At 46.9% G+C, this 17,056-nt stretch carries 13 protein-coding genes; 11 read left to right on the top strand and 2 right to left on the bottom strand.

What is annotated here, in order from left to right:
• Nucleotides 1–31: 31 nt before the first annotated feature.
• The 11 genes from VNM22_07675 (at nucleotide 32) to VNM22_07625 (ending at nucleotide 14,069) form a co-directional block, all read left to right on the top strand.
• Nucleotides 32–784, top strand: a complete 753-nt coding sequence (locus tag VNM22_07675) for a glucose 1-dehydrogenase (protein ID HWP47029.1) — start codon at nucleotides 32–34, stop codon at nucleotides 782–784.
• Between the two features lie 34 nt (nucleotides 785–818).
• Nucleotides 819–2,528 (top strand): methylmalonyl-CoA mutase family protein, encoded by a 1,710-nt coding sequence (locus VNM22_07670; protein ID HWP47028.1) that lies wholly within the window; start codon nucleotides 819–821, stop codon nucleotides 2,526–2,528.
• Between the two features lie 83 nt (nucleotides 2,529–2,611).
• Nucleotides 2,612–3,133, top strand: a complete 522-nt coding sequence (locus tag VNM22_07665) for a cobalamin B12-binding domain-containing protein (protein HWP47027.1) — start codon at nucleotides 2,612–2,614, stop codon at nucleotides 3,131–3,133.
• A gap of 224 nt (nucleotides 3,134–3,357) precedes the next feature.
• Nucleotides 3,358–4,431, top strand: a complete 1,074-nt coding sequence (locus VNM22_07660) for an Ldh family oxidoreductase (protein ID HWP47026.1) — start codon at nucleotides 3,358–3,360, stop codon at nucleotides 4,429–4,431.
• Between the two features lie 37 nt (nucleotides 4,432–4,468).
• Nucleotides 4,469–5,314, top strand: coding sequence for an alpha/beta hydrolase (locus VNM22_07655; protein HWP47025.1), 846 nt, complete (start codon nucleotides 4,469–4,471; stop codon nucleotides 5,312–5,314).
• A 59-nt stretch (nucleotides 5,315–5,373) separates the two neighbouring features.
• Entirely contained in the window at nucleotides 5,374–6,546 is a 1,173-nt protein-coding gene (locus VNM22_07650) for a mandelate racemase/muconate lactonizing enzyme family protein (GenBank protein ID HWP47024.1), read from the top strand.
• A gap of 100 nt (nucleotides 6,547–6,646) precedes the next feature.
• Nucleotides 6,647–6,892, top strand: coding sequence for a phage integrase N-terminal SAM-like domain-containing protein (locus VNM22_07645; GenBank protein ID HWP47023.1), 246 nt, complete (start codon nucleotides 6,647–6,649; stop codon nucleotides 6,890–6,892).
• Nucleotides 6,893–7,176: 284 nt separating this feature from the next.
• Nucleotides 7,177–7,401, top strand: a complete 225-nt coding sequence (locus VNM22_07640) for a hypothetical protein (GenBank protein ID HWP47022.1) — start codon at nucleotides 7,177–7,179, stop codon at nucleotides 7,399–7,401.
• On the top strand, nucleotides 7,398–7,784 hold the full coding sequence (locus VNM22_07635) for a type II toxin-antitoxin system VapC family toxin (protein ID HWP47021.1): 387 nt from the start codon (nucleotides 7,398–7,400) through the stop codon (nucleotides 7,782–7,784). The genes VNM22_07640 and VNM22_07635 overlap by 4 nt, the downstream gene beginning before the upstream one ends.
• 118 nt (nucleotides 7,785–7,902) lie before the next feature.
• A complete protein-coding gene (locus VNM22_07630; protein HWP47020.1) occupies nucleotides 7,903–12,567 on the top strand; it encodes a tetratricopeptide repeat protein in 4,665 nt (1,554 codons plus the stop codon).
• A gap of 8 nt (nucleotides 12,568–12,575) precedes the next feature.
• Nucleotides 12,576–14,069: a Swt1 family HEPN domain-containing protein gene (locus VNM22_07625; GenBank protein HWP47019.1), complete on the top strand. Its 1,494-nt coding sequence runs from the start codon at nucleotides 12,576–12,578 to the stop codon at nucleotides 14,067–14,069.
• Between the two features lie 715 nt (nucleotides 14,070–14,784).
• On the opposite strand, the gene VNM22_07620 is transcribed toward VNM22_07625, so the two are convergent.
• Both VNM22_07620 and VNM22_07615 read right to left on the bottom strand, forming a co-directional pair.
• Nucleotides 14,785–15,909 carry a polysaccharide deacetylase family protein gene (locus tag VNM22_07620; GenBank protein HWP47018.1) on the bottom strand — a complete coding sequence of 375 codons (1,125 nt, stop codon included), beginning with the start codon at nucleotides 15,907–15,909 and terminating at the stop codon, nucleotides 14,785–14,787.
• A complete protein-coding gene (locus VNM22_07615) occupies nucleotides 15,906–17,051 on the bottom strand; it encodes a glycosyltransferase family 4 protein (GenBank protein ID HWP47017.1) in 1,146 nt (381 codons plus the stop codon). The genes VNM22_07620 and VNM22_07615 overlap by 4 nt, the downstream gene beginning before the upstream one ends.
• Nucleotides 17,052–17,056 lie beyond the last annotated feature (5 nt).

Genomic DNA, 17,056 nt, shown 5'->3' with positions numbered 1-17,056 from the left:
ATAAAAGATTTAACAGAAGGAGTAATTTTCCATGCGACTCAAAGATAAAGTGGCCATTATAACCGGAGGGGGTTCTGGTATTGGGCGGGCTACGGCCGAACTGTTTGCCCGAGAAGGGGCCAGGATCACCGTAGCCGACTCCCAATCCTATGCAGGTCAACAGACTGTTCAGAGCATCAAAAATACCGGAGGAGAAGCTCTTTTTGTTGAAGTAGATGTTTCGGATTTCACTCAGGTCCAACGGATGGTTGAGACAACCCTCGACGCTTATGGGGGTATCGATATTTTGTTCAACGGAGCCGGGATCCTTACGTTCGGCACCGTTTTAACTACCGATGAGAAAACCTGGAACCGGGTAATTTCCGTTAACCTGACGGGGACCTTCCTATGTTGCAAGGCGGTACTTCCTCATATGATTCGACGCGGTGGAGGTTCTATTATCAACGTATCTTCCTCAACCGGAGCCCATGACGCAGCTAAAAACACCGTAGCTTACGTGACTTCTAAAGGCGGGGTGGCTTTGCTTACCAAAGCCATGGCCATAGATCACGCTAAAGACAAAATACGGGTTAATGCCCTCTGTCCGGGGCCTACCGATACTCCCATGTTGAGGGAAGTTTTATCCCCCAAGGAATTAGAGGCCTTTGCAGCCACTTTTCCCATGGGACGTCTGGGTCGACCTGAAGAACTGGCTTATGCGGCTCTGTTTCTGGCTTCCCATGAATCTTCCTTTGTTACGGGAGCCCTGCTGGCCGTAGATGGCGGACAGACGGCCGAAATTTAAAAAACCAAATACCTTGTTAATCGGAGGTTTAAAGATGGACCCTAAACTTTTTAATGAAAAAGCCCTGGAGCAGATCAAAGAAACCCAAGAAAAATGGGAATCGGAGATCCTGGCTCCTGTCCTTAAGAAGACTCCTGAACAGCGTGAAACCTTTCGAACTGTTTCTGACCTGGAAGTCAAGCGGGTCTACACCCCTGAAGATGTGAAGGAGCTGGATTATTTGAAGGATCTGAACTTTCCCGGTGCCTTTCCATTTACCCGAGGGGTATATCCCACCATGTATCGGGGGCGGCTGTGGACCCGACGGCAGATTGCCGGATTTGGAACGGCCCGATCAACCAACGAACGGTACCGCTTCCTTCTCAAGCATGGACAAACAGGTATTAGTACGGACTTTGATCATCCGACTCTCACAGGTTATGATTCAGATCATCCTCTGGCAGAAGGAGAAGTGGGACGATTAGGAGTTGCCATTGATACCCTTCGGGATATGGAAGAGCTGTTTGAAGGAATTCCGCTGGATCGGGTGAGTATTTCTTTAACCATCAACCATCCGGCAATTGTGTTGTTGAGTCTTTTATTGGCTGTGGCCGAGAAACGGGGTGTTAAATGGGAAGATTTGCGGGGAACGGTCCAGAACGATTCGTTAAAGGAATTCCATGGGCAGAAAACCTTTGGTCTTCCTCCCCGCCCGGCTTTTAAGATTACCCTGGATGTCGTAGAGTATTGTACCCGCTATGTTCCCAACTGGAATACCATTTCCATCTCGGGTTATCATACCCGTGAGGCCGGGTCTACTGCCGTACAGGAACTCGCTTTTACCCTGGCCCAAGGGATGGCTTATGTGGAAGGCGGTCTTCAACGCGGCCTCGCCCTAGACGATTTTGCACCCCGGCTGTCCTTCTTCTTCGGTTGCCACAATGATTTTTTTGAGGAGATCAGCAAGTTTCGAGCTGCCAGAAGGTTGTGGGCCAGAATTATGAAAGAACGATATGGGGCTAAAAAAGCCGAATCTATGCGGGTTCGGTTCCATACCCAGACCCTGGGTTCTACCCTGGTTCGGGAACAACCTAAAAATAACATCATCCGGGGAACCATTCAGGCACTGGCCGCGGTCCTGGGAGGAACTCAATCTCTCCATGTCAGTGGATACGACGAAGCTTATGATATTCCTTCGGAAGAGGCCATGATGATATCCTTACGCACCCAGCAAATCATCGGACATGAAAGTGGGGTCGTCAATACCATTGATCCACTGGCCGGATCTTATTTCGTAGAATCTCTAACCAATACCATGGAAGAAAAAGCCCAAGAGTATATAGAAAAAATCGAGACCCTCGGCAAGGGAAGTATGCTCGAAGGGATGCTTACAGCCATAGAGAAGGGATATATCGAAAAGGAAATCTCAGAAGCTGCCTATCAGTATCAACAAAAAATCGAAAAAAAGGATTATCTGGTCGTCGGTGTAAATGCCTATCAGTCCGAAGTTCAACAACCCATCGAGGTCTTTGAATTCGACCCGGCAGAAGAAGACCGACAAAAGGAACGATTGGCAGAAGTTAAAAAATCCCGAAATCAAAGAGAAGTAGATAAGGCACTGGATAGACTACGAGAGGCGGTAGAGAAAAATGAAAACCTCATGCCTCGGATTTTGGAGGCCGTAAAGGTTTATGCCACAGAAGGGGAAATTATGGGTACACTTCGAGAATTGTACGGAGACTACAAAGATCCCGCCGTTTTTTAAGGTATGAAAGTACGGGAGTGTGGGAGTATGGAGGTATGGGGGTATGGGAGTATGGAGGTATGGGGGTATGGGGGTATGGAGGTATGAACACTTTACTTTCCACACTCCCACACTCCCACACTTCCCTACTTCCCTACTCCCATACCTCCATACTCCCACACTCCCACACTCTCCTGCTTATTCCTATGTCGGAACGGCCAATTAAAGTATTATTAGGAAAGCTCGGTTTAGATGGACACGATCGAGGCATAAAGGTCATCGCAAAGGCCTTGCGAGATGCCGGTATGGAGGTTATTTACCTGGGAATGCGACTGACCCCGGATCAGGTTGCCCAGGCAGCTATCCATGAGGATGTCGATGTAATCGGTGTAAGTCTTCTTTCCGGCGCTCACATGCGGCTTGTTCCCAAGTTAACCGGATTTCTTAAAGAAAAAGGGGTTTTAGATGAGATGCTGGTGGTACTGGGAGGAACCATTCCAGATCAAGATATTCCTAAGCTGAAGGAATCGGGTGTGGATGGAATTTTTCCGGTAGGAACTTCCCTGGAAGAGATCATCCATTTTATTCAAACCCATATCAAGCGAAAGATCGAAAAACCGGCCTGAATCAGACCTTGAACCCGGTCAGAAGAAGCAAAAGAAGATTAAGAAACTTTCCCTCATCCAGGAAAGGACTCAAACTTTAAGTTACCCCAGAAGGCGGTAAGAAACCTGCTCAAAAGCCCCAAGCAGAGGAGGGCTTTGCATCTTATTAACCGGAAAAGGGACTAATGTGACAACACAGGTTGTTATCACGTTAAAAAGTATAAAGGGGAGGTAAAAAAATTCACATGGGGACATATCCTGGAAGCGAAAAAGAACGGAGAATTCCGGCCGATACACTTAAAAAAGTCGTTCAATCTATTTTCCAACGTTGTGGGATGTCGGCAGAGGATGCAGAGTTGTTAACCGAGACATTGGTAGTAGCGGACCTGCGGGGGGTTCATTCCCATGGGGTCATGCGGGTACCCAACTATGTTAAGAGGTTGCAGACAGGGGTGAATCCAAAAGGACGACCCCGGGTGGTAAAGGATACCGGGGCTGCCCTGGTAATCCATGGGGGTAACAGTATGGGGCAGATTGGATCTACCTTTGCCATGCGTCAGGTCATTGAACGGGCCCGGACTACCGGGGTAGCTGTGGCAGCGGTTGGAGGAAGTAATCATTGTGGAGCGATGGCCTATTATACCATGATGGCTCTCCCCGAAGACATGATCGGTCTGGCAACAACCAATGCACTTCCGACTATGGCTCCATGGGGTGGAATAGACCGAATTCTGGGGATCAATCCACTGAGTGTAGCCATTCCTGCAGGCGAGGAGATTCCCATTGTCTATGATGCTGCCTTTAGTTATTCGGCCCGGGGTAAGATCGAGGTTTATCATCAGAAGGGCTTACAGATTCCCAGCACCTGGGCCTTTGATGCAGAGGGACGTCCAACGACCGATCCGGCGAAGGCCCTGGAGGGTCTACTCCAGCCAATTGGCGAATACAAAGGAACTTCGCTGGCTCTGATCATGGGGATTCTCTCGGCAGTCTTGTCAGGGGCCAGCTACGGAACCGAGTTAGGGGATCTGGAAAAAGGAGCAAAGGCCGGGCAGGATGGTCATTTTTTCATGGCCCTGAAAATAGCCGCCTTTGAGGATGTGGCCCGATTTAAGCAGCGGGTCGATGGAATTATTCGGCAAATTCGTCATGGGCGTAAAGCTCCGGGCTTTGACCGAATCTATTCCCCGGGTGAATTAGAAGCGGAAACCGAGATAAAATATCGAAAGGAAGGAATTCCCCTGAACGAAGATACCTTGAAGGGAATCATAACGGCTGCAGAACAATTAGGAGTAGATGCATCTCCGATTCGATCCTAGTGGGTTATTCTGCGCCTTTGGGGAAAAATAAAAAAATATGGAAACATGGCAGCACCGCATGGCTTATGTAAACGGTATTCGATTGCACTATGTTATTCAAGGGAGTGGTCCCTTGCTGGTTTTGTTACATGGATGGCCTCAAAGCTGGTATCAGTGGCGGCTGATTATTCCGGCTTTGGCGAAACACTATACCGTCGTGGCTCCTGACCTGCGGGGTTACGGTTACTCGGATAAACCTGCCGGGGGTTATGATAAACGGACCATGGCTACCGACATCCATGAATTAGTTCGGTCCCTTGGTTATAATCGGATTAAGCTGGTGGGTCATGATCGAGGAGCACGCGTATCCCACCGGTACGGTCTGGATTATTCCGAGGAAGTTGAAAAACTGGTTATCCTGGATATCGTACCTACCCGAGCTGTCTTTGAGCGGGTAAATGCCGAGATCGCCCGGGGTTATTGGCACTGGTTCTTTCATCTGGTGCCGGATTTACCCGAGCTCCTGGTAGGTGCCAATGTAGAAGCCTACCTCCGTTACTTTTTTACAACCTGGGCCTATAACCGGGCGGTTTTCACACCTGAAGTCATCGCAGAATACGTACACACGTATTCTGCACCCGGTGCCTTACGGGGAGGCTTCAATGATTACCGGGCCGGAATCTCCGAAGACTGGTCTCAAGATAAACAGGATGTGGGTAAGAAACTGAAAATGCCCACGCTGGTCCTGTGGGGTGGAGGGAGTGTCCTCCATCTTTTTAATGTCCTTGAAATTTGGCAAGAGTTTGCTCAGGATGTTCGAGGGGAAGCAATTCCCGAATGCGGTCATTTTCTACCTGAGGAAAAACCCGAAATTATCCTTGAGAAGCTTTTAGAATTCCTTTAGGAATCAGGGGTCAGAAGCCATCTTTATTCCGGCTCCTGATCCTTGATTTTTATATCTAAATGAAAATAACCAAAGTTGAAACGATTCATTGCGATGCAGGTTGGCGACCGTGGTCGTTCGTGAAAATTCAAACAGATGAAGGTCTTACAGGGTATGGAGAGTTTAGTAATCCCAGGGCCCCGTTTGCCATAGCGGCCTGTGTTCAGGATCTTACACCCCTTTTGTTGGGTCGGGATCCAAGGCCCATTGAGAAACTATATTGGGATATGTACCGGGCTATGCGGCAGAATCCCGGCGGAATAGCTCAACAGGCAATTGCCGGAATCGACAACGCTTTATGCGATCTTAAAGCCAAAGCATTAGGGATTCCTGTTTATGAATTATTTGGTGGACCTACTCGAGACCAGGTCCGGTTGTATTGGTCCCACTGTGGGACTTATCGGGCCATGTACCCCCAGATCCTGGGGACCCCACCTTTACGTTCCCTGGAGGATATTGCAAACCTCGGACGGGAAGTTGTAAGTCGAGGGTTTACCGCGCTCAAAACCAACATTATAACCCCTGGAGATCCTCCCCGTGTCGTCTGGCAAGGATTCGGTGGTGGATATGGAACTACCGACCAAAATATTACGCATACCATCCTGCGGGACATTGAAAACTTAATCGGAACCCTTCGACAGGCGGTAGGTGAAGAGGTGGATATCTGCCTGGATTTGAACTTCAATTTTAAAACGGAAGGAAATATACGTATTGCGAAAGCCGTAGAACCTTTTAACCTTTTATGGTTGGAAGTGGATACTTATGATCCCGACGCCCTCCTTCAGGTCAAACAATCCACGACCACCCGTATCTGTTCAGGCGAAAATCTTTACACATTACGAGGCTACCGGCCCTTTTTCGATAAACATGCCATGGATATTGCCATGATCGATGTGCCCTGGAATGGATTTACCCAGTCAAAGAAGATAGCGGACCTGGCCGAGACCTATGAAATCAATATTGCACCCCATAACTACTACAGCCACCTTTCCACCTTGATGAGTGCGCATCTCTGTGCCTGTGTCCCTAACGTGCGCATCATGGAAACAGATGTCGATGATGTTCCCTGGAAAGATGAGATCGTCACAGACCCTCCAGTGATCCAGAATGGCTATCTTAAAATCCCCCAGAAACCCGGATGGGGAACGGATCTTAATGAGAAGGAAATAGCCCGGCATCCCTGGCCAAAATAATCGGTTATGTGGCTGCAAAGGCCCTCCCTGCCAATTCTGACCGAGTAATTCGCTTGTTTTGTTATGATAAGTTAGGTTAAGCGTCCCGCTTGATAGGGCGATGGATAACAAGGGTCTGGTGGGAAGTGGTGCTGGCGCTACCAAGCCAAAGCCTCTGGATCAAGTCCGTCAGGTGCTTCACGCCCGTCATTACAGCCCACAAACTGAAGATGTCTATGTGATATGGATCAAGCGGTTCATCTTCTTTCACAACAAGCACCATCCAGCGGAGATGGGCGAGCCGGAAATCAATGCTTTTCTCTCAGTTAGCCCTGAAGGAACGAGTCAGCGCCTTTCTGGGACGTGACATCGGCGATCTTGGTCAGTAATTTGCGTCCGGAAGCCAAAGCGCTTGCCCATTGTCCTGACGTGCGAAGAGGTCAAGGTGGTTCTGAGCCACCTTATATTCTCAGGAAGATTGTAACAGGCGATAAAAACGCAGAACCAAAGCATATACCTTATTATGCAAGAATTTAGTCTTTCACAAAGAACGCAGGTTAATACGTGCTTGCACCTGACGCCGCGAAACACAGACCGTTAGCCAGCACAAGGTGGCACAATGCAGAGTGAGAACGCGGAAAGGAGGACAAAATGCTTCAAGTCAATTTAGAAGAAGCCAAGGACCGTTTGTTCGAGTTGATTAATGCGGTACTGAAAGGGGAAACGGTGTTGATCGTCAAAGATCTTCAAGAAGCCGTACAACTGGTGCCTGTGGCCTCTGTCGCCCGTCGCCAATTTGGGAGCGCGAAAGGGCTGATTGTCATGGCAGACAACTTTGACGCACCTCTCCCTGACTTTAATACCTATATGCCATGAAACTGCTCCTCGATACGCACACTTTCTTGGGGTTTATCGGTGGAGATGAGCGTCTCAGTCCCACTGCGCGGACATTGATTGAAGATCTGACCAACGACGTTTATCTCAGCGTTGCCAGTCTGTGGGAAATGGCCATCAAGATCAGTCTTGGCCGGTTACAATTGGCACAATCTTTTAAGACGTTCATCCCGCACCAACCGAGTCTGAATCGTATCGGGCTACTTGATATTATGATTAGCCATACAGCGAAGGTGGCGGCCTTACCTTTCCATCATCGTGATCCCTTCGATCGTCTTCTGGTAGCACAGGCTCAAATCGAACAGATGTCCCTTGTAAGCAGTGATGCGGTATTTGATGCCTATGAAATTACGCGCTTGTGGTGAAAAGACAAGATACGCTGGCTAATTAGCGCTTGCAGCCGACGCCGCTCCGCTGCGCTTCGCGGGGCGGCAACAGGTTAAGGAATGTTGGAGATACCAAACTGATGATCAGGTAATTTTGATGCTTTCACAAATAATTCAACGCCAAATTTCAATAGGTAGCACAGTAATCTTTAGTCTCAAAGACGGTCGTGAGATAAGCGGAGTCCTAATAGAGATCGGACGCGATCATGTCACTTTAGATAGTGCCGGAGAGTTGGTAACTATTTTGACGGAAGTGATAAGCACCTGGCGTGTTCTCAAGGGCGCTGAATCTGAATCCCCTCAACAAACTTTAAGGTTAAAGCCAGCGCCTGTGCGCATATCTACAGAGCCTGTTGATCAAGAAGCCATCAAGAAACTATTAGAAATCGAAGCGCGTTTTCAGGCTCGACAACAGGTTTCTTCCGTACAAATAAAAGCACCAGATTTTGTCTTCCCAGCGAATGAAATTAAAGGCAAGCACAATGCTGGCGCACTGACAGTTTGGAACCGAGTCAAGGATAAATATCAGTACGCAGAGAAAATCAATGAACTAAGTGCAAAGTTCGGAAGAATCCAACCCTTAGTACATGAACTCGCTTCCCTTTCAGAGCAATTTCCGCATTCTGCTTCGATAAAGCGGCATTTGGCCTATTTTCATCATCTTTTAGGAAACTATCAAGAGTCCTTGAATTTATATAAGACTGCTGCATCTATCTCCGATAATGCTTGGGACTGGTATAACTTGGCAACAAAGGCTTTAACAAGTGGACAAGATGGTCTGGCTTGTTACGGTTTTGGGCGTTTCTTCCAAATAATTCCTAACGTAGAGGTATTACACGCCTGGTATGTCTACATTGGCTTGATCAAGAAGTTCTCTAACTACCCAACTATTAGAGATATAGCCCAGAGAAGATCTACGAGTGTTTCAGAGAAAGAAATCGAGCTATTATTGGAAACAGGTATTTACCTGCTTCTTGCCAGTGGAAACAAGCCTTTTGCCACAGATATCGTCCAACGCTGGATAAAAGGGGGAGCGCCTCAAGATTTGATACCGGATGCTTTTGTACGTCTCCAAGGGCAGCCGGACGAAACATATCAAAAGGTGATTTCAGAGTTCGTTGAAGCAAAAACCACCCAATCTGCAAAAGCAGTTCCGGACAACCCGCAAGGCTTCATTTACTCTTACAAGCCAGAGCGCAGTTTCGGCTTCTTGAAAGATAACGATGGCGAAACTTACTTTTTCCATATCACTGCAGTATCCGACGATGACCTACTTGAACAACTTCGCGATTTCTCAGTTGGCAAACGGATATCGGTAACTTTTGAACCCAGCCAGGGGCCGAAGGGTCCCATCGCTATTAGGGTTACACTCCATCGCACTCTCGACCAGATGTTTGCAAGGGCTACTGAGTATGCCAGTGATGGTGATTACTCTAAAGCAATTGCCCTTGTAAAAAGAGTTTTGGAGGCCAATTCAAACTATCCATCGGCACAAGAGGCATACGACAAGTGGCGTGAGTATGCCAGAGTTATCGGTGTCCCTAGAGGGTCAAATCCCTATGCGCGGGCTAAACGTGTGCAGTTGGTCGAGAAAGACCTAGAACGAGCAGTTCAGTTGCTTCGTGATGCTATCAAGCAAGGGGATAATGTCGAAAGTGCCGTCAAAGACTTGGCCGCGTTGCTGGTTCAACTTGGACGCTCAGACGAGGCTGTTCGGGTTTTGGAAAGGAACCGAAGTCGGATTTCTAACCAGCAATCTGTAGATAATATGCTGATTAATTTCTATCAGAGCGCTGGTCAGCATGATAAAGCCATTTCATTACTACAGAGGAAACTTGAGCAAGCCACTACAGAAACCAAGAAGGCGCAAATCTTATGGCAGATTGCCATTGGATATCTCAGGAAAGAAGATTATGCTTTGGCCGAACAGACTTTCCGCCAAGTGCTACGTTCACAGCCTGATAATCGTACAGCGCAGAGGAATATTGCGCTTTGTCTCTTCAAACAAGGCCGCTACAAAGAAGCAGAACAAATCCTGAATCGCATTCTGAAAACTGCGCCTGACGCGCAGGCTGTAGAATTGTTGGAAGCGATCAAACAAGCTCAAGCGGGGCAGATGCTTCCGATTAACGAGATCATTGTAGAGACAGCACTATCGGACGTATCTAGAGAGATTAGTGGCTTCGCTAGGTTTTTCTTAGAGCGTTGTGATTATCAGGGAGTGCGAGCGGATCACATTCAAAGCCGGAATTTTGATCGCAATGATATTTTCACACTGGAGCAATTAGCAACACGTTCTCGAACTATTCGCCCGCGGGAGCGCGCTGGTTACTATTTATCTGCGGCAAAAATAGCTTCCTTGCTGGAAGATGAAGATCCCAATCAGTTCTACAAGTACCTTTGTCGTAGCTTCGCTTCTTCTGGTGATGCAATTGTTGTTGAAAATAGACCGTTAGACGCAGCACGGGAGTTTTACTGCGAGTCGTTAAGTGCATACGATGGAGATCGGAGCCAAGGGATTGAACAAGATGCAGTTAATGCTCTGGTAAGATTTCTGTTTTCGACTATGGGACCAGCGCAAATTCCCATCAAGCCCAGCATACCTTCCATTGATGAAACACTCGAATATGTGCTAACTCATCACCCAGATCGAAACAAAGTCTTTGAGGCGATTGCTTATCTTGTTTTCCGCAGCCGGTATGCGGCTAGTCGCTTGCTTAACCGCCTTTATGACAAATCGTCACTACAGGCAATGGCGCTAGAGTATTTAAGGGCATCAGGTATAAGCGTTGGGCCCGTCAAAAAATTAGATGATTTTGTCAAATTATGGAACGAATTGGTGAGGAAAAAACTGGATGAACAACGTTCCTTGCTCAATGAGCTTCGCGCGTTGGCTCAGGTTGAACTGACCGCCGCTTCCCTTGAACACGGTATAGAAAGGGTCAAGGCGATTGCTGAAAATCTCTTTTTTGACCTAGATCGACAGAGGGCTATACAAATACAGAAAGTACTGGAAACCGCTCTAGACCTATGTGTTCAAACAGTCTTTGAAGAAAAGGAACGACTTTGCATTCAAATTGAGAACAGATGCCAGGACTTGCTGAGAGAGATTGAAGCAAGTTCAACAAAGATTTCGGTAGAGGAGATGTATCCGCTTGTCAAGAGTATCCAAGAGAAGACAAAAGTTTACCTGGAACAGCTCTATGAAACTTCAACGCCTCAATTGACCTTACGCTTGCCTATTGAAACCTGTACACCTGACAATGACCGTTCTATAGAAGTCCAGGTCGTAGTTAGTAATCGAACAGGATGCAGTCCTGCGGAGGCGTTAGAGTTAGTTGTGCAAGAGTATGAGGATACGTTTTCTGTCAGATTGGATGGGTCTTTGCGAGGTGGCGAGCAGCGCATCTTGAGGGTCCCTATTCAACTGAGTGAAGAGGCCCTCTCTGCCCAAGCTTTTTCACTTCCTATACATGCTCGTTACCGCACGCGGTCTGGAGAAATTCAACAGACGCCTGCTGCCAATTTCTCAATTCGGTTAAGTTCAGAACAGGATTTTGAGGAAATTGAAAACCCATACGCTCCTTATGCCGAAGGTGGCATTGTCGGCGAGCCAACGATGTTCTATGGGCGCGATGACCTGATTGCAAATGTGGCCAAAGCGCTTGAAACATCGCGAAGCCAAAGTAAGTGTGTAGTGATTTATGGGCAAAAGCGCGCTGGCAAGTCATCTATTCTGTATCATCTAAAAAAGAGACTGGAGACAAAAGATGATTTGCTTGTTCTTAATATAGGCAATATCGGAGCGATTCTAGATGAACACTCAAAAGTTCCTTTCCTCTATCAGATTCTTTGGACAATCCTGAAGGCGCTGCGAGATGCTATTGAGGATAAAGTTTCACAAGGCAAAAATCCGCCAGGGATTTCATTCCCTGCAGATTTGGAATTTTATCAGCACCCAAGCCCATTAGTACTTTTCAGAGATATTTTTGAAAGTTTTCGCCGGGCTACTACCAATTTACCTGACTGGCAAGGGATGCGAGTTATTCTGTTGATAGACGAGTTCTCATACATTTATGGGTATATTATGAATGAGTTCATCCCAGAATCATTTATGAAGAACTGGAAAGCCTTATTACAAGATAACTTTTTCAACGCGGTGCTCGTTGGACAGGATGTGATGCCCAAGTTCAAGCAACGTTTTCCAAACGAATTTGGGACAACGCAAGATGAAAGGGTGACTTATCTCAGGAGAGAAGATGCTATGCGATTGATTGATGAGCCGATTCGTATCGGTGGACGTTTCGGGGAAAGCCGTTATCGGGAACGCGCCATTGAGCGTATTCTGGAGCTTACAGCGGGAAGTCCTTTCTACATCCAGATTTTGTGTAATAGATTGGTTGAGTATATGAATCGCAAACGTGCCAGTCTTGTTACAGAGGCTGATGTGGAACAGGTGAAAGACGAGCTCATTCGCGGGGTGAATGCGCTAGGAAAAGACAAGTTTGACAACTTGATCAACTCTGGCGATACATCGCCGGATGCGATTAGCGATAAAGATGTGTTAAAAGTACTGACCTCGATTGCCGAAAATAGTCGCACCGGACCCTGCGGCCGAAGCAATATTGCTTGCGAGACGAAAACACCCGCTGATGAGATTCTCGAAGATCTTGTTAGGCGAGACGTTATCGAACGCGAACGAGGGCAATACTACTCTATTCGCGTTGGGCTATTCAGGGAATGGCTGCTCGCTCATCGGTGAGGTGAAAGATGGAGCGTGATTTTGCTAATCCTTTCAGTGATTACGGAAACATTGTATATGGAGAGCGCTTTATAAACCGCCCTGATGCCATTCGTGCCGTTGAAAATCGAGTCATCCGACCAACAGAGCCAGGAAATCTGGCACTTATTGGTGATTATCGAATTGGAAAGAGTAGTCTGGTTTATCATTCCATAATGACACGCAAAAGTGACTTGCTGGAGAAAAAACGCATTCCGATTTGGATCAATCTGGCGACCTTTGATCAAGCGCCGATATTTTTCCGCTCGCTTGTCACAAACAGTTATGATGAGATAGAAGGTCTGGGATGGTTGACTGATACAGTAAAGAGAGCGGCAGAAGGCGCCCTAAAAGATGAGGTCTCGTGGAGTGAAGGTTACGGACGTATACAGCGATATTTTGAGAAAGTTCGCCAAGCCGGAATACGCATTCTTTTTATTCTGGACGAGTTTGATCATGCACGTCATCTTTTTCGGGGAGATATTTCAAGTTTTCAAGGGCTTCGCGAATTGTCATATCGCCCGGAATGGCGGGTGACTTTAATAACAACATCTCGCAGATCTCTGCAGAGTATTGAATTCCAGACAAAGGCTATTTCAACGTTAGAAGGTGTTTTCCAGAACTATTATCTTGGTATGTTTGATGATGAGGCATTTGAGGCGTATCTTGCACGTTTATCATCAATTGGTATCAGCATAACACCGCAAATTAGAGAAGGCTTTCTGTATTATTGCGGCGGTCATCCTTATCTTCTCGATATGGTGGGATACGAGGTGGTGGAACTATTTCGGGAAACTAATGTAGTTGATGTAAGCCAAGCGGTTAAGCGAGTCGAACAATCTTTTATTCATCATTATGAACACATGCTTGACGTACTTCGTGAGGATAAAAGCCTAAGTAAGATTCTGCAAATTCTATTCGGCCCTGTTATTGAGGCCCGACCAACCGATGCGGAAGAACTACAAAGATATGGCCTCGTCAAACTCACTGAACAAGGGAATTATGTGGCATTTTCAGAACATTTTCAGACCTATTTGAAAATGATTGGGCGCCAGGTTGATTTATGGCCTTTATGGAAGAAAACTGAGGTGGCTTTGCGACGGCTGATTACAGAAAAGATGAGAGAACAGTATGGTGAGCAGTGGGTTGATAAGTTGTGTAAGGCGAGACCAAATTTGAAGCCGATTTTTGAGAGGTGTACAGAAGTACAACAGAGAGAGGAAAAGTCTTTTGGAAGCAGAGCATCTCGAAATTTGATCGAGTTCACTTATCCGCGAGACCTGTTCGACATTATCTTTGCTGAATGGGCAATTTTCAGAGATATTTTTGGCAAAGACAAGAACTACTGGGATCAACGTGCCCAATTATTATCAAAAATAAGAACTCCTTTGGCTCACAATCGAGATCAATCGCTTTACGATTATGAACGACAGACCGCTGAGGGGTACTGTAAAGAGATACTTGCAACTTTGGAGCAGGAGTGATTTGCTGCAATACCTGTAAAAACTATAGTTAAGAAAATTTTTCTTAACTTAAGAAAAATTTTCTTGACATAATATGTACAAGTATTTTAAAGTGAGTCACATTATCTAAATTGCATCAACACGTTATGACCGATTTGCAGAACTAACCGTTTTTTTTCGGACAATCTTTCTGTAGTAGTTTATCTAAGTAGCTGAAATTAAAGTTGTCAAGCAAATGCAGATGATAAGAGTCGTAGGATATTACGAATATCGATAACCTGATTTTACGAGAAAGCCTGGTACCGGGCAAACGGACAGCGCTACCCTAGTGCGTGCTAACATGCGCTTGCACCTGACGGCTTCGCCTCGTTGCGTTCGGTTCGCCGCAGGTGAAGTGCAGGCCTTTAGGCCCTAATGCGAAAGGAGGATATGATACGGGTAGACTGGAGAGATCGTATTATAAGTACGGCTGATGTGCTTCGGGGTAAACCCCGAATAAAAGGGACTAAAATTCCTGGGAGTCTTATTCTTAGGTACCTTGCAGCCGGCCCATACTACTGAGGAAATTATTGCAGAATTTCCAGATCAAAGACGAGAGCACATTGCTGCTTGCTAGATTATGCCCGTGCGCTATTGGAAGTAGGGGCGGAGGCCCTCCGCCCGTACAAGGGGCGTAAGGCCTTACGCCCTTACATGGTAAGGATTCATGGTTTTAACCGGTTCCCGATCAGATTCTTTATAGCCAGCCATAGAGTCGGGCATAGATTCGGGCAAAGGTTGCATGGGTATGGATAAGGAGCCCTAAAACGAAGGCCAGCCGGCCGGGTTTCCAGATTTTAAACCGTTTAATTCGCATCACATCCCCTCCGGGGACGTTAGCCCCTCGTTCTGTGGTAACTGCCGCTTCGTAGCCTACTTCCCGGGCTATTGCAAGGGCTGCCGCGTTATATTCCCCCCAGGGCCAGGCTAAATAACGACAGGTTTTGTCCAGGTGCTTTTCAATATCTCGTTTCGACTCTAAGAGTTCTGCTTTCACCCGCTCCTGCCAGGAAAATTCATCCTCATAACGATCTTCTACTTTGTGGCAGGCTTTGTAGGCCCGGACGACTTCCATCAGGGCTTTATCGATGTCGGCTTTTCTTTTGCCTTTAAAGAAATCTTCACCCCCGTGCCGGTTAACATACTGGATCAGAGTTTCGGCCAGGAGCGGATCACCCAGATACTTCCGCGTAGCCATTGCCGAACCGCGTTGATACATGGGGGTCCCCAATCGGCAATCCCCTTCTATGGGCCATTTTCTATTTACAAAGGCAGGGATATGAAATTCTACAATTTTTTCGCTTCGATAGACCGAACTGTGCCAGCGACTGTGGGATTGAACATCGATAATTCCGCTGGCTTCCATGATCCTTAATTCTTTCCAGGTTAGAAAATCCGGAAGTTCACGATCTGGATCCTGTGCTCTCTCTGAAAGGGAAGGATGGAAAATATGACCTCGCCGGTACAGATCTTTTTCCTGACACCTTCGCTTCAAAACGTCCTCCAGGTTAAAACGGGGCGGAGTCGAGGGATTTCCTGCAAGACCCGTGATCATAAAGAGGGTGGCTTTAAACTGATACTTTTTTAAAATCGGATAGGCGTACACCCAGGTATTTAAAAAACCGTCATCGAAGGTAATTACAACGGATTTTTTAGGAAGATCCCGCTCCCCTTTCATCCCCTGTACCAATTCACCGAGGGAAACAACCGAATAGCCATGCTGTTGAAGATACTTCATCTGCCAATCAAACACTTCCGGTTTAATGGCATCGTGGGGATCTACATGATGGTATAAAAGAACTGCCGTGGAAGGTGAGATCATAATAGGGAACAGGCATTTGAAGGGTTATCTGTATTCTGAAGGACCTGTTCGTATAGCCGCTCTGTATTTTCCACCATCTTCTGGATAGAGAATTTTTCTTCAACCAGTGCATGACCCTGATTTCCCATGTTCAATGCAAGGTCTTTGTGATTCAGAAGATAAAGTATTTTCTCGGCCAGGCTATGGGCATCGGCAGGGGGTACTAAAAATCCGTTGATTCCGTCCTGGATCAGCTCCCGGTTCCCACCTACCCGGGTAGCTACCACAGGTTTTCTCATGGCCATTGCCTCTCGAATGACCCCGGAGAATCCCTCTGTAAGAGCAGGATTTACTAAAATATCTAGGGCGGCCAGTGCTTCTGGAATATCCTCTCGAAATCCAAGAAAGGAGAGATGAGGATCTAAATGAAGCTTTTTGCTTAAAGCAAGAAGTTCTTGGGAATTCGTTCCCCGTCCGATCAAGATAAATCGTGCCCGGGGAGCAACCTGAAGGATCCTGGCTGCAGCCTCTAAAAAATAGGAGTAACCTCTAAAGTTGTGGGAAGAGTGATTTCCAATGGCCCCTATCAAGGGTTGGGAAAGATCCAGTCCAAGGTTTTTCCTGAAGGAAGTTCCGTCCACCTGAGCCGGATTAAATCGCGCCAGATCCGTACCACTGTAGATGACTTCAATCTGGGTGGAAGGGATTCCGGAGTCTATTAAAACCTGTTTAACACTTTGCGAAACCGCAATGATTTTTGATACTCTAAAACGGTATTTAAATTTTGCAGAGAGGGGATTTTTTATGGGAAGTGCAACACGGCGTGTTACGATGAAGGCCCGAGTCTTCCGGAAAAAGGTCGCAATCCAGGCCAGCATATGCGCCGTCGGTCTATGGGCATTAATCAGATCCACTTTTCGCTGAACCAGTACCCGGATAATTTGAGGGACAGCTAGAAAGTCCCATTCCTTACGCATCGGGATACGCTCCACAGGTATATGGATTTTTTCCAGTTTGTCGCCCAAACTACTTCCCGGTGGACATATCACAGTAACCTCATGACCCTTTTCAGCAAGCCCTTTACTGAGCTGATAAACCTGTTCTTGCCCGCCACTCCAGGTAGTTCCCGTTGTAATTTGGAGAATCCGAAATTTTTCTGACAACAAAA

This window comes from Candidatus Limnocylindrales bacterium (assembly GCA_035559535.1).
Taxonomy (GTDB): domain Bacteria; phylum Moduliflexota; class Moduliflexia; order Moduliflexales; family JAUQPW01; genus JAUQPW01.
Note: the sequence above shows the minus strand (reverse complement) of the source record. Positions and strands in the feature narration are given on the sequence as shown.

Coding starts and splice junctions, on each gene's coding strand:
- VNM22_07675 (HWP47029.1), top strand. CDS start 32: ATGCGACTCAAAGATAAAGTGGCCATTATAACCGGAGGGGGTTCTGGT.
- VNM22_07670 (HWP47028.1), top strand. CDS start 819: ATGGACCCTAAACTTTTTAATGAAAAAGCCCTGGAGCAGATCAAAGAA.
- VNM22_07665 (HWP47027.1), top strand. CDS start 2,612: ATGAACACTTTACTTTCCACACTCCCACACTCCCACACTTCCCTACTT.
- VNM22_07660 (HWP47026.1), top strand. CDS start 3,358: ATGGGGACATATCCTGGAAGCGAAAAAGAACGGAGAATTCCGGCCGAT.
- VNM22_07655 (HWP47025.1), top strand. CDS start 4,469: ATGGAAACATGGCAGCACCGCATGGCTTATGTAAACGGTATTCGATTG.
- VNM22_07650 (HWP47024.1), top strand. CDS start 5,374: ATGAAAATAACCAAAGTTGAAACGATTCATTGCGATGCAGGTTGGCGA.
- VNM22_07645 (HWP47023.1), top strand. CDS start 6,647: ATGGATAACAAGGGTCTGGTGGGAAGTGGTGCTGGCGCTACCAAGCCA.
- VNM22_07640 (HWP47022.1), top strand. CDS start 7,177: ATGCTTCAAGTCAATTTAGAAGAAGCCAAGGACCGTTTGTTCGAGTTG.
- VNM22_07635 (HWP47021.1), top strand. CDS start 7,398: ATGAAACTGCTCCTCGATACGCACACTTTCTTGGGGTTTATCGGTGGA.
- VNM22_07630 (HWP47020.1), top strand. CDS start 7,903: ATGCTTTCACAAATAATTCAACGCCAAATTTCAATAGGTAGCACAGTA.
- VNM22_07625 (HWP47019.1), top strand. CDS start 12,576: ATGGAGCGTGATTTTGCTAATCCTTTCAGTGATTACGGAAACATTGTA.
- VNM22_07620 (HWP47018.1), bottom strand. CDS start 15,909: ATGATCTCACCTTCCACGGCAGTTCTTTTATACCATCATGTAGATCCC.